Annotated in this window: 9 protein-coding genes; 4 read left to right on the forward strand and 5 right to left on the reverse strand. The window is 65.9% G+C overall.

Annotation, left to right across the window (positions count from 1 at the left end; translation table 11 throughout):
* Positions 1–146 precede the first annotated feature (146 nt).
* The gene (locus TVNIR_RS04700) at positions 147–3,464 is read left to right on the forward strand and encodes a BadF/BadG/BcrA/BcrD ATPase family protein (protein WP_043740211.1); all 3,318 of its coding nucleotides are present in this window, start codon (positions 147–149) and stop codon (positions 3,462–3,464) included.
* 24 nt (positions 3,465–3,488) lie between these two features.
* Here TVNIR_RS04700 and TVNIR_RS04705 read toward each other — a convergent pair whose 3' ends face one another.
* The 4 genes from TVNIR_RS04705 to TVNIR_RS04720 form a co-directional block, all read right to left on the reverse strand.
* Positions 3,489–4,727 (reverse strand): DUF1015 domain-containing protein, encoded by a 1,239-nt coding sequence (locus tag TVNIR_RS04705; protein ID WP_043739313.1) that lies wholly within the window; start codon positions 4,725–4,727, stop codon positions 3,489–3,491.
* Positions 4,728–5,104: 377 nt separating this feature from the next.
* Positions 5,105–5,569 carry a hypothetical protein gene (locus TVNIR_RS04710; protein WP_015257840.1) on the reverse strand — a complete coding sequence of 155 codons (465 nt, stop codon included), beginning with the start codon at positions 5,567–5,569 and terminating at the stop codon, positions 5,105–5,107.
* Between the two features lie 566 nt (positions 5,570–6,135).
* Positions 6,136–7,044 (reverse strand): ATP adenylyltransferase family protein, encoded by a 909-nt coding sequence (locus TVNIR_RS04715; RefSeq protein WP_015257841.1) that lies wholly within the window; start codon positions 7,042–7,044, stop codon positions 6,136–6,138.
* Between the two features lie 302 nt (positions 7,045–7,346).
* Positions 7,347–8,606 (reverse strand): HAMP domain-containing protein, encoded by a 1,260-nt coding sequence (locus TVNIR_RS04720; protein WP_015257842.1) that lies wholly within the window; start codon positions 8,604–8,606, stop codon positions 7,347–7,349.
* Positions 8,607–9,377: 771 nt separating this feature from the next.
* Here TVNIR_RS04720 and TVNIR_RS04725 point away from each other — a divergent pair.
* The 3 genes from TVNIR_RS04725 to TVNIR_RS04735 are packed head-to-tail and all read left to right on the forward strand — an operon-like array spanning position 9,378 to position 11,721.
* The gene (locus tag TVNIR_RS04725) at positions 9,378–9,662 is read left to right on the forward strand and encodes an antibiotic biosynthesis monooxygenase family protein (RefSeq protein ID WP_169794288.1); all 285 of its coding nucleotides are present in this window, start codon (positions 9,378–9,380) and stop codon (positions 9,660–9,662) included.
* Between the two features lie 8 nt (positions 9,663–9,670).
* The gene (locus TVNIR_RS04730; RefSeq protein WP_015257844.1) at positions 9,671–10,738 is read left to right on the forward strand and encodes a cobalamin-dependent protein; all 1,068 of its coding nucleotides are present in this window, start codon (positions 9,671–9,673) and stop codon (positions 10,736–10,738) included.
* A complete protein-coding gene (locus tag TVNIR_RS04735; protein ID WP_015257845.1) occupies positions 10,735–11,721 on the forward strand; it encodes a GGDEF domain-containing protein in 987 nt (328 codons plus the stop codon). The genes TVNIR_RS04730 and TVNIR_RS04735 overlap by 4 nt, the downstream gene beginning before the upstream one ends.
* A 195-nt stretch (positions 11,722–11,916) precedes the next feature.
* Here the strand turns inward: TVNIR_RS04735 and TVNIR_RS04740 are convergent, their stop codons facing one another.
* A complete protein-coding gene (locus TVNIR_RS04740) occupies positions 11,917–12,864 on the reverse strand; it encodes an AraC family transcriptional regulator (RefSeq protein ID WP_043739318.1) in 948 nt (315 codons plus the stop codon).
* Between the last annotated feature and the right edge of the window lie 99 nt (positions 12,865–12,963).

Consider the following 12,963-nt stretch of genomic DNA (forward strand, 5'->3'; position numbering starts at 1 on the left):
GTTGCGGCGCAGAAGCATGCGATCATGATTCGCGCCCGGCGGAGGGCGACACCTTGCCGGTACGCTTCATCGCTCGCCCCGGCGCCGAGCGCCCTGTGCCGCCCAACGAGCCCTTTCGGCCCACGGAGGCGTACCCCGAGGGGCTGATGATCGGCCTCGATGTGGGCTCCACCACGGTGAAGGCGCTGGTAGTGGACCCGGCGCGGGATGCCACCCTGTGGCAGGACTACCGGCGCCACCAGACCCGCCAGGCGGAGACCGTGCTCGACTTTCTGCAGGCCATCGAGGCCGCCTTCCCCGACACGCCGCGCACGGCCCTTCGGCTCTTCGCCACCGGCTCCGGTGCCGGCGCGCTGGTGGACCTGATCGGTGCCAAGTTCGTGCAGGAGGTCAACGCCGTCTCCCTGGCGGTGGAGGCGCTGTACCCCGAGGTGCAGAGCGTGGTGGAGCTGGGCGGACAGGACGCCAAGATCATCATCTACAAGGATCTCGGCCAGCGCGGCAAGAAGAAGATCCCCTCAATGAACGATAAGTGTGCCGGCGGCACCGGCGCCGTCATCGACAAAATCCGCGCCAAGCTCGACATCCCGCCGGAGGTTCTGCCGGGGATGCCCTACCGCGGCCAAACCCTCCATCCGGTGGCCGGGAAGTGCGGGGTGTTCGCCGAGACCGACATCAACTCCCTGCAGAAGCAGGGGGTGCCGGCCGGCGACCTGATGGCGTCGCTCTACGAATCCATCATCCAGCAGAACCTCTCGGTGCTTGCCCGCGGCCACACCCTGCGTCCCTCGGTATTGCTGTTGGGCGGTCCCAACACCTTCTTGACTGGCCTGCAGGAGTGCTGGCGGCACAACCTGAAGGCGCTGTGGCAGGAGCGCAACGTCGCCCTGCCCGACCCGGAGGGCGATCCCGACGATTACATCATCACTCCGGAGAATGCCGAGTACTTTGCCGCCCTCGGCGCCACCCTGTTCGGCCGGCAGGAGGTGGCGGACGACGCGGACATCGGCCGCTACCACGGTACCGATCTGCTGTGCTGGCAGCTCGAGCACGGCCGCCGGGCAGCGCGTGGCGAGGGCGGTCGACGCGGCGGTCTGGCTGCCGGCACCGAGGAGCTGGACGCCTTCCTGCACGAGTTCCGGCCCGAACCCTGGCAGCCGGCTACCTTCCGGCCCGGCCAGATGGTGGAGGCGTTTCTTGGCATCGACGGCGGCTCCACCTCCACCAAGGGCGTGCTGATGGACACCGACGGCCAGGTGCTGGCGAAGGCGTACCGCCTCTCCCAGGGCAACCCCATCGCCGACACGGTGGAGATCATCGATCGCCTCCACCGCCAGGTGGCCGACGCCGGTGCGGCACTGAAGATCCTTGGCACCGGCACCACCGGCTACGCCAAGGATATCCTGCAGGGCGTGCTGAAGGCCGACACCGCGCTGGTGGAGACGGTAGCCCACACCCAGGCGTGCCTGCACCACTACGCCGATACGGATGTAGTGGTGGATGTGGGGGGTCAGGACATCAAGCTTATCTTCCTCAAGGACGGCCGCGTGCGCGACTTCAAGCTCAACACCCAGTGCTCCGCCGGCAACGGTTACTTTCTGCAGGCCACCGGCGGCGGCTTCGGCTTCCCCGTGGAGGAGTACGCCGATATTGCCTTCAGCGCCGACGCCATGCCGGAGTTCGGCTACGGTTGCGCGGTATTCATGCAGTCGGACATCGTCGATTTCCAGCGCCGCGGCTGGCAGGCCAACGAGATCATGGCCGGGCTGGCCGCCGTGCTACCCAAGAACATCTGGCACTACGTGGCGCAGATCCCCAACCCCGCCTTGCTCGGGCGCAAGTTCGTGTTGCAGGGTGGCACCCAGCGCAACCTGGCGGCGGTGAAGGCGCAGGTGGACTTCCTCCGGGAGCGCTTTCGCAAGCAGGGTGCCGAGTGCGAGATCCACGTCCACCGCCACTGCGGGGAGTCCGGCGCCATCGGTGCCGCCCTGGAGGCGCGGCGGCTATGGCGCGAGGGGCGCAGCACCGAGTTCATCGGGCTCGAACGCAGCCGCGAGATCGACTACACCGCCCGCCGGGACGAATCCACCCGCTGCAACTTCTGCAAGAACCAGTGCCTGCGCACCTTCATCGATGTGGTCACGGGCCGCGGCCGGGAGCGGCTCATCGTCGCCACCTGCGAAAAGGGCGAGGTGGAGGACGTGGAGCACATGCGCCGCATCAAGGCGGCGATGGATGCCGCCAAGGAGCGCGCGCCCAACTTCGTGGAGATTGCTGCACGCCAGATGTTCCGCCAGGTGAAGGTGGACGATGTGGCCGACCCGCTGCCGTGTCCGTCACTGCTCCACCCCTTGCGGCGCCGGCAACTGGCGCGCCGGGCGGCCATGGAGCGCCGCGAGGTCGTGCGCATCGGGATCCCGCGGGTGCTCAATCTCTACTCCCACGCCCCCTTCTTCATCGGCTACTTCACCAGCCTGGGGGTGCCTTTCCGCAATCTGGTCTTCTCCGACTACACGGACGCCGAGCTCTACAAGCAGGGAGCCAAGCGCGGCGCCATCGACCCCTGCTACCCCAGCAAGTTGGGCATCGCCCACGTGCACAACCTGCTGGTGCGCAAGCACCGCCGCAACCGGCCGCTCACACACATTTTCTTCCCCATGGTCCAGAGCTTTCCCAGCCACCTGCACGGGATACAGGCCTCCAGCGCGTGCCCCACCGCCGTCGCGACCGCCGAGGCCACCCACGCCGCATTCGTAAAGGAGGGCGACCTGTTCCGGGAACGGGGTATCCGCTTCAAGAAGACCCTGCTCAATCTGGACGAGCCGGCCCTGTGCGCCCGGCAGATGGTATGGGACTGGGGCGAGGAACTGGGCATCACCGAAGAGGAGTCTCGCCGCGCAGTGGACCAGGGGCTAGGGGCGATGGAGGACCAGTACGTCGACCTGCGCCGGCGCCAGCGCGAGACCCTGGACCAGTTGGAACGCGACGGCGGCATCGGCGTGGTGGTGCTCGCTCGCCCCTATCACAACGACCCCGGCGTGCACCACGAGATCGTCGACGAGCTGCAACGTCACGGCTACCCCGTCCTCTGGCAGGATGCCCTGCCCACCGACCCCGACATCCTGGAGCGGCTGTTCGGCGCCGAGGTCCGCGCCGGCGAGATCGCTTCTCCGCTGGAGATCGCCGATGTCTGGAAGAACAGTTATTCGGAGAACAGCTCGCGCAAGCTCTGGGCTGCGAAGTATGTCGCCCGCCATCCCAGCCTGGTCGCCGTGGAGCTCTCCAGCTTCAAGTGCGGCCACGACGCCCCGGTCTACACCGCCGTCGAAGAGATCGTGGAGCGCTCCGGAACCCCCTACTTCTGCTTCAAGGACATCGACGAGAACCGGCCTTCTGGCTCCATCAAGATCCGCACAGAGACCATCGCGTACTTCCTGACGCGCTACAGTGACCCAAGGCGTTGACGGAGGGGCAGGGGGGCCCTCGAGTCAGTCCAGCACGTGGGAGACCAGACCGTCGGCCAGCTTGGGCTCGAACCAGGTCGACTTGGGGGGCATGACCTCGCCGGCGTCGGCGACGGCCATGAGATCCTCCATACGGGTGGGGAAGAGGGAGAAGGCCACCTGCATGTCGCCGTCATCGACGTGGCGCACCAGTCCTTCGAGCCCGCGGATGCCACCGACGAAGCCGATGCGCTCGTCGCGCCGGGGATCGGCGATACCGAGAATGGGCTCGATGAGGTTGTCCTGCAGGAGGCTGACGTCGAGGCGGCGTACGGGGTCTTGCTCCGGGACATGGCGCGGGTCGAGCGTGAGCCGATACCACGTACCGGTGAGGTACATGCCGAATTCGGCGTGGCGCGCGGGCCGCACTGGCTCCGCACTGCGCTCGATCCGGAAGCGCTCGGCCACGCGCTCTAGGAAGGTCTCCGGCTCCAGGCCGTTGAGGTCTCGAACCACCCGGTTGTAGTCCATGATGCGTAGCTGGTCATGGGGAAAGATGACGGCGAGAAAGTAGTTGTAGGACTCGTCGCCGGTATGCGCCGGGTTCCCGGCGCGGCGCGTTGCGGCCACGCGCGACGCCGCGGCGGAGCGATGATGGCCGTCGGCCACGTAGAGCGCGTCGAGGGCGTCAAATCCTGCCGTGAGGTCCTCGATGACGGGGGCATCGGCCACCGCCCAGAGTTCGTGACGCACGCCGTCGAGCGTGACGTCGACCTCGGCGGTATCCGCGCTCAGCCGCGCGAGCAGCGTGTCGATCCCGGCCTGGCTGCGATAGGCCAGGAAGACCGGGCCAGTCTGGGCGGTCAGCGCCTCGATCTGGCGTACGCGGTCGTCCTCCTTCACCGGCCGGGTGAACTCGTGTTTCTTGATACGGTCGCTGTCGTAGGCGTCGACCGACGCGGCGGCGACGAGCCCGGTCTGTACGTGTGTGTCCATCGTCAGGCGGTACACGTAGTAGTGCGGCTCCGGATCGCGCGCCAGCACGCGTTCGCTCAGCATGCGGTCGAGGTTCTCGCGGGCCTTGGCGTAGACCTGAGACGCGTACGGATCGGTGTCCTCGGGCAGGTCGACCTCCGGGCGCGAAATGTGCAGGAAGCTCCAGGGTCGACCCGTGACCATCGCGCGCGCCTCCTCGGCGCTCATGACATCGTACGGCGGCGCCGCCACCTCGGTGGCGCGCCCCGGGGCCGGGCGCAGGCCGGGGAAGGGCTTGATCAAAGGCATGAGGACTCCTCGAAACGTGTTGAGCACGCGCAGGATAGTGGATCGACGCCGGCAAATCACCCGCCGACCGCGAGGCGCATCCCCGGAGATGCCGTGCGAACGCTCGTCTGATGGGTCCACTCGCTCGATCCGGACTTTGCCCACGGCGGCGGTGCATACTCTTGAGAAACGGACTGTCTGACCGGGATGAAATCAGTGGGTGACCAGGGCGCCGATGGTGCTGCAACGTAGTCACGTTGCTCCATGAACGCCTGCTCCGGCCCGGGCCGGTGATGGGTGGCTGACGGGGGTGTGGCTCAGCCGTCCGGGGCTAACTGTCATGCCGTTGGCCGCCAGCGCCAGGCACGCGTGCGGCGCGTTCGCGTGCAAGGCACGCTCTACCGGGGCGCGCGGGCATGGTCGCGACTTTCACGCGAATTGAGATCCGCGTCATCCCCAAGACGATAGCGGACTCCCGCGCTGACGAAATTGGAGCCCCTGGCGTCGCTGACAAGCCCGAATGCCCCGGACCGGTGGTGAATTCGAACCAGCAGTTCCCACCGGGGATTCCGGGTGCGGGGCTGGGCGAACGTGATCTCCACTGGCATGAACACGAGCAGCCGCGCAGCGGGACGGCGGGGATGCTGTTCCACTTCCGGCGTGCGGAAGGCATACGATGGGCCGAGCCCGAAGGCAACCGAAGTGTTCAGATACCGGTTCCAGGGGAATGGCCGCCAACGCAGGAGCAGCGCGGTGTTTACCTCCGAGTGATGCTGCAGCCCGGTGTGGACGCCGGCGTTGGCTTCCAGCTCCAGACTCAGTGATTCCCGGAACCCGTACAGGGTGCGGCTCGCTCCCGCCACTCCGACGTAGGTATCCTGAAACTCGGTTCGCCCGCGCAGGATGGACCCAATGTTGTTGGCGCTCCACTGCCCTCCGTATCCGAAGACGGACCACTCGCCGTCAGCGGGTTGTGCCGCACCAGCGCGGAAGACCAGCACAATCAGCAGGACGGCGAGTATCCAGCCCCAGGCGCCAAGAGTGAAGCCATAGCGGGAACCACATGGCTGTACACCAGCTCCCGATGCGGGCACGAATGCGTCAAGCGATACAGAACAATGCGGTGCTCTGCGAGGCTCCCCGCGGATGTTCGGGCGCCGGTCGCCAACAGGGCCCCCGCGGCCCCATGCGAACCGTCGCCCGCACCGGAATCCCGCTACCGATCTGGCCATGTCGGCCCGCCCCCCTCCGCTCGGATACGGGCGCCTCGGTGCATGCGGCAGGCTTCAAGCCCCGGCGCGCAGGTGGCCGTGTTGCTGCGCCAGGAGCATCGGTTCTCGGGGTCGGTCCAAACCGGCGCTAGAGGACTGAGGGCTGAGATCATAAGACACAGTGTATGGTGGCTGCCGGCCTGATCGCGCACTGGCGATCAGGCCGTCACCGCCTGGAGCAGCGCCAGGGGACCGGCCGCCGCGATTTGGTCGAGCTGTTCGGGTTGCATCACGAACAGTGAACCGGCAAAGCCCAGTGCATTAACGGAGATGCCTGCATGGTGTTCCCGGGTGCGCGGCACGGCCAGCATCCAGTCGCGGGTCAGCAGCAGGTTATAGGGGGCGGACTGGCGGATCTCGCCGCCGAGGTTGAGCGCTTCGAAGCCGAGGGTCTGCAGCAATCCGGCATAGTACCGGTACAGGGCCTCGGGTGCATCGAGTGCAGCCGATTCCAGGCGCACGAAGGCGTGCGGGATCGGCAGGGACGGGCACTGCCCAATTCGCCCGGGCGCGTCCCGGGCATCCAGCAGCGGCGCAATGGGTACGGCTGGGCGGGTGTCATCCAGCGGCAGCGGGATCCACTGCAGGTGTTTGTGTGGCTGGCTGGCACCGGCCACCCTGCCGCCGTTGTAGAAGCCCAGCCCTTCCCGTTCGCGCAGGCAATAGGCCAGCGTGGCGAGGTCAGCCGGCGTGAGCAGGCATTCCTGATGCTCGAACTCCCGGGTGACTAGCAGGATGTGATGCTCGATCACGTTGAATTTGTTGAAGATGCACAGGTGTCTGGGTCCCACGGCGCCGATGGTGAGGTCCGGCTCGGGTGGCAGGAACGGATTCGGCGGTCTGGCGTTGCGCTGGGCGTGTCCGCATTCCCTGTCCTTCGCCTTGCGCGCCAGGCTCGACACCCGGCGCAATAGCCAGGTCACGCCGTCGCGTTCTAGCCGGTTCTGCTCGGTTTCGATCGGCTGCAGGGCACCGCGGGCCAGGGCATGCCGCTCACATGCGAGCAGCTGCGGCCAGAGTGCACCCGGGCCGAGGTCGGGGATGGCGGCTGTCCTTTCGGCTTGCATGGCGCAAGCCTAATACAAGAGCGGAAGGATCCCGCAAGGGGTTGGCCTGCATCCATGGTGGTGGCCGCCCCACAAGTGGTGGGTCTCGGCGCATGAACCAGATGCCCGAAAACGGCAAGCCTGGCAGGCTGTCGGAGATAGGCGGTTGCTGCTGAGCCGAGTTCGACGAGCAAGATTCGTAGACCGCTCATGAGCGGATGCTTCGCCCTGCATCCCCGGCGTTGCCGAATGGCCTTGCACGATGTCGACTCTCCGGCGCGGCTCTGCGCCAGATTCGCCGAACGCTGGCCGGCACTCAACTTCTACTGCTTCTCCATGGCCACCGTCTTCTGCAGGGCGTGGCCGATCAGCCCCGCGAGGTTGGTGATCAGTTGCTGGTGGGAGAGCAGGTAGGCGTTGGGCTGGCGCGACGCCAGTACCAGCAGGCCCGTGTGCTGGTGCGTGCCCTTGACCGGCAGGAGCAGGACGGAGCGTAGGCCCTGCTCGATGAGGGTGCGCTCGAAGGCTGCCATCGGAACCCCGCCACCGGTCTGCTGCAGATCCGGGATACGCAGGGGGGTTTTGGCCGCCAGCGCGGCGTCGAGCTGGCTGTTGGCGAGCGGAAAGTAGCGCTCACTCGGGGGTGTCGAACGCCCGTCGAGGACTGCGTGCTCGAGCACACCGGCCGACTGGTCCGGGGTGACGCTCAACAGCGCTGCCCAGTCGAGCGGGATGAAGGTTTCGAGCTCGTGCCATACTGAGGTCAGTACGGATTCGGGATCCTCGGCTTGTTGTACCTTGTCGATCAGCTGAAACAACGCGTGGAGCCGATAGGACAGGCTGTTGAAGGACTCGACCATCAGGCCGATCTCGTTGCGGTTTGGCACCGGTACCTGATGGCCGAAATCCCCCTGGGAAACGTGCTCGAAGGCTCCCACCGCGTGATGCAAGGGGCGGAGCACCCGCGTATGTAGCCAATACACCGCGCCCAGCATGATCAACAAGGCGGTGATGACCGCAACACGCACCAGGCGCCGCTGCCAGTTCAGGCCAGCTCGGGCGGCCTCCTCGAAGGCCCGATGCAGCGCCGCGGTGGCTTCCTCGAGCCGGGGAGCGTGTTCGATCACGTACTCTGCACCCCACTCCAGCCGCGGCTCCTCGGGCACGTCCCCCAAGGCCCCGTCCAGACCGGTGCGAAAATCCGCCCAGACCCGGGCCGCCTGCAGGACAGCCGGGTGGTCTGCGGTCCCGAGCCCATCCCTCGCCGCCAGCAGGCGCCCGTCAGGGCCGAGGTTCTGGTCCAGGGTTTCCCGGTGTGCCAGGAGATCCTGGTAGTAGAGCTTCACGTCCCTGAAGTAGGTGGAGTAGTCGCGGGCTGGGGTGGCAAGGTAGTTCATCGCCTGCTCGCGCATCAGGTGCGAGGCGTGTTCGAGGCGGGCGGCAGTGGCGAGCACCACCTGTTCCTGCTGGCGCATCTGAGCCGAATGCACGGCATAGCCCGAACTGGCTACGACCACCGCGACCAGGCCGAGCAGCAGGATCGCCAGTTGCAGCCGAATGCTGTGCAGAAAATCAATGCTCATACAGCCTCTGGACGCGGAAGGGCCGATCGCAGAACCGCGATCTGGATCCTTGGCGGGCATCGTCCGCATGAATCCACACCTAAGAGGAACAACAACACCATCTTCCGAACAGGTCAATTGTGGAATCTACGGATACGAAGCAAGCCATATCGCAAGAATGTCTGTGCCAGGGGAACGTCGATTACGACCAGTGTGGATGTCGCCGGGTGGCTGGGCCCGGACGAGGGCTCCTCGCGACCTGATTATCACGGAAGCTCCGCAAGCTGGACTGGGCCATCTTCGAAACCAGCGTCATCGCGAGGAGCGAAGCCTTTAGCCGCGAGCGCAGCGTGGCGGGACGTGGCGATCCAGAGGGCGATGGTCCCCCCCGCGCCGCCTGGATTATTCGCTGCGCTCACCCTGCGGGCCAGCCTTCGGCTGTTCAATGCGCTGCGCGCATTAGTGCCGCGCTTCGCTCGCAATGACGACCGACGCGGAGAGGTATCGCACTGGCTGAGGAGGTTTCGTGATAATCAGGCCTCGCGATGACGAATGAATCAGCGCCCCTTAGGTAATCGCCACGACTGCTTCGTGTCCATCGATCTTCCAAGCTGGTGTTGTGGCGGCGCCGATGCTCGCGTTGGTCGATGGCGCGACCGGACGCACACGAAGAATTGCACAGCGCTCTGGCTTCGGCCCGATCGCGTGGGTTCTGCTAGTATTCGGCGGAGTGTTGTAGGCGAGTGATTCTGACGTGCCCTGCGTGAGGCAGTATGCGCCATGTTCGTTGCAATGAGCCGGTTTCGCGTGATTGCGGGCCAGGAAGGAATGGTTCGTGAGGCCTTCCGGCAACGACCGAGGCTGGTGGACGCACACCCGGGCTTCATTCGCCTTGAAGTGCTCACCCCCGATCAGCGGACTAACGAGTTCTGGTTGATCACCTTCTGGCGTGACCGCGAGAGCTTCGAGCGCTGGCACGCCGACCATCTGCGTGAGTCGCATGCATGGATGCCGAGGGGGCTGAAACTCGAGCCCGGCAGCCGCAGCCTGACGTATATGGAACTGGTCGCCGAGTGAGTGGCCGAATGGACACACTTCCCTCCGGAGTCGAGCGGGCGATCGAAAACCTTCGTGCCGAAGCACTGGATCACGGCACGCGGTACATCTACGACCGGATTGGCGAGCACCTCGCACCGTGGGGCGAGGCGGGGCGAGTACGTTGCCGCGCGGACCTGAACTGGCACCTGGACTTTCTCCTGGGTGCTGTCGCGGTGGGGGATCCGGGCCCGTTTGTGAATTACCTTTCGTGGCTGGTCGATCTGATGCGTAGCTACGGGGTTCCCGGTGATTCCGTCGAGCTCTCCGTCGAGGGGCTGGCCTCCGTGCTCAGGAAGCGGCTGAGCAGCGAGCAGTGGGCTGAAGTGGCGCCCATCCTTGCCGCAGGGATACAGTCACTGGCGAGCGGCGGGGTGGCATCGGCGGATGCAGCGGGCGGTATTGCGCCGACACACTCGACCGACAGCGATGTGGCTCCCGCGACGCGGCAGCAACTGATGTCCGCACTGGTGGCCGGAGACGCGGTTCGAGCGTCCGGGATCGTATCCGGAGTCACCCGGCAATGTGGTTACCTTCGGATGGCGGAAGGGCTGGTGCAGCCGGTGATGAGCGCCATTGGTGAGATGTGGCAACGGCGCGAGATCAGTGTCGCCCAGGAGCACCTGGCGAGCGCAGTCATTCAGAAGCTTCTGGTGCGGGAGTTCGTGAACGCGCCGTTCGCGGATCCGGTGCCACGCTCCGTGTTGCTGGCCTGTGTGGCCAGCAACTACCACCAACTGGGCTTGCGCATCCTCGCGGATGCCTTCGAGCTCAAGGGCTGGTCCGTAGAGTTTCTCGGCGGGGATACGCCGACGGGAGACCTGGTGCGGCATGTGGAGAGTACCCGCCCCGATCTGGTGGCGTTGTCGTTGTCGCTTGGACGGCAGATTCCGATACTGAAGGACGTGGTCGCCGGGATTCGGGAGCGACTGGGTTCGGGCCCTCCCCGTATCATTGCCGGGGGACCGGGGCTTACCGGTCTCGGGTTCTTGTGTCCGCGTCTGGGTCTGGACGGGTGCTACCCGAGCGTTGCGTCGGTTCCGGATCTCGGGCCGTGACGATCGGTAGGCTCGTGGGTGCGATTACACCGCGCGCGCAGGTCATGCGCTTCCTCAACGATTCCATCAGTACATTGTTGGCCTTGTTCGAGGCCGACGGCACGCTCGTCGAGGCGAACCGCGGGTTCCGGCACCTGCTGGAAAGCATGCCCGACGGCAGGGATCCGGCGGTGGTGTTCGTGAATCCGGGACTCGCGGAGCTGAACGGCATGGCCGACGAGGCCGGGACCGGTCTGGTGTATCGGGGACTGATGACCGTGGGCAACGTGGACTGTGACTCGGACACCTGGCTGGGAACGGTGTATCGAGTGGGGTACCAGTTACTGGTGGCATGTGAGCGGGATATCGCAGCGGACCGGAACCTCCGGGTGGAGTTGTTCCGTCTCACTGATGAATATGCGGCGAAGGAACGCATGCTCGCGAAGGCCCATCGTGAACTGGCGCGGCGCACTGCGGAGGTGGAACGCCTGACGTTCACCGATTCGCTGACCGACCTCCCCAATCGTCGGGCATTCGACCAGGAACTGGAACGCGAGATTCTGCGTTCGGCCCGGTATGGTGAACCTCTGTCGCTGCTGATCGTCGATCTGGACCACTTCAAGCGGGTCAACGACCGTTTCGGCCATGCTGTCGGTGATGATGTGCTCAGGTCCGTGGCTGCATCGCTGCGCGCCGAAGCACGAGGGGTGGACACGGTGGCCCGCTGGGGCGGTGAGGAATTCGCGGTTTTGGTACCGGCCACTGGAATGGATTCCGCCAGGCGCCTGGCAGAACGAATTCGCCGACGGATCGGGAAAATGTCGAGGCCAGAGGGCGTTGCACCGATTACCGCCAGCGTGGGAGTTGCCGGATGGCTGGGGCCGGATGACGGGTCCGCTGCGCTGTTCAAGCGCGCAGATCGTGCGCTCTACAAGGCGAAGCACGACGGTCGTAATCGGATACGGGTTGCGGACGAAGGTCCGGAATGTCAGGCCGGATCGTGAGGCGAGGATTCCCGTGCCGGAGGGAGGCTCCCTTGAACCCGGTTCAGGTAAGCGCCAAGAGTGCTTCGTATCCATTCGTGTCGAAGCCGTTCATCAGACCCGGCCCACAGGCTCCGCCGCATGTCGAGTTCGCCTTGGAACTGGCGACGCCGTGCTTGCGGCTGCAGGCCATTTGCTCCTCGGGCTGACGCGCGTTCAGCGGTTCCTCCGGGGATCCACCCCGGCGGTTGGTGACTCCGGCTTCCTTGGGGCGAGCCGGCGCACCGCGCCCGGGCCGCGACCGCGGATGCGCTTGAACGCTCGCCGGAACGCGGCTTCCGACGCGTAGCCGAACGTTTCAGCCACTTCGGCGACCGAGCGGCGCCGGTCCTGCAGCAGCAGCTCTGCCTGGTGCATGCACCAGTGTGCGAGGTAGTTCATCGGCGTGTCGCCGACGACCTCGAGGAACTGCCGGGCAAAAGCGCTGCGCGAGAGACCCGCCCGCGCAGCCAGTTCGTCCAGTTGCCAGGGGTGACGGTAGTCGCGGTGCATGCACACCAGCGCCCGCCGTAGTTGCGGGTTTGCGAGGCCCGCGAGCAGACCCGCCCGGACCTGGCCTGCGGCCATGACATGGCGCAGCACCAGGATCAGCAATACGTCGGAGAGCCGGTCGAGAACGGTTTGCCTGCCGGGGCTTTCGGCCTGCGATTCCGTCGCCATCAGTCGTGCAAGCAGCTGCAGGCGCAAATCCTGGTGTCCTTCGCTGGCGCGGATCAGCACGCAGGGGGGCACGGCATGCAGCAAGCTCTCCCCCGCCGGATCGTCGAACTCCACCGCGCCGCAAATGATTTCGGTTCTCGGCCCATCGCCTTCGGTTTCGAGCCGGGTGTCGTAGTCGTCGAGTTCGATCTCGGGGCTGAGGACGTGCCAGGTATCCCGGGGCAGGAACACCAGATCCCCGGGCCCGAGCGCGCGCGGTGGTTGTCCATCCGCGAGGTGCAGCCAGCACCTGCCGCTGGCAACCAGGTGAAATCCGGCGCGGTGCAGCCCCGTCGTATTCAGGCGCCAGGCCCCACAGACGCGCGGGTTCGCCCACACCCTCGCGTGCAGCCGGTACTCGGCGAGGATCTCCGGGAGAAGGTCGTCTTCAAGACTTTCTGACATGAATCAGCGATTTCAGGACATATATCGTGTCGCGTGTCCGGTCGACAATGGGACCCGTCGCCGCTTGATGCAAGTGCGATGGCATTGATGACCACCCAG

Source organism: Thioalkalivibrio nitratireducens DSM 14787 (assembly GCF_000321415.2).
Taxonomy (GTDB): Bacteria; Pseudomonadota; Gammaproteobacteria; order Ectothiorhodospirales; family Ectothiorhodospiraceae; genus Thioalkalivibrio; species Thioalkalivibrio nitratireducens.

Coding starts and splice junctions, on each gene's coding strand:
- TVNIR_RS04740 (WP_043739318.1), bottom strand. CDS start 12,864: ATGTCAGAAAGTCTTGAAGACGACCTTCTCCCGGAGATCCTCGCCGAG.
- TVNIR_RS04720 (WP_015257842.1), bottom strand. CDS start 8,606: ATGAGCATTGATTTTCTGCACAGCATTCGGCTGCAACTGGCGATCCTG.
- TVNIR_RS04715 (WP_015257841.1), bottom strand. CDS start 7,044: ATGCAAGCCGAAAGGACAGCCGCCATCCCCGACCTCGGCCCGGGTGCA.
- TVNIR_RS04700 (WP_043740211.1), top strand. CDS start 147: ATGATCGGCCTCGATGTGGGCTCCACCACGGTGAAGGCGCTGGTAGTG.
- TVNIR_RS04730 (WP_015257844.1), top strand. CDS start 9,671: ATGGACACACTTCCCTCCGGAGTCGAGCGGGCGATCGAAAACCTTCGT.
- TVNIR_RS04705 (WP_043739313.1), bottom strand. CDS start 4,727: ATGCCTTTGATCAAGCCCTTCCCCGGCCTGCGCCCGGCCCCGGGGCGC.
- TVNIR_RS04725 (WP_169794288.1), top strand. CDS start 9,378: ATGAGCCGGTTTCGCGTGATTGCGGGCCAGGAAGGAATGGTTCGTGAG.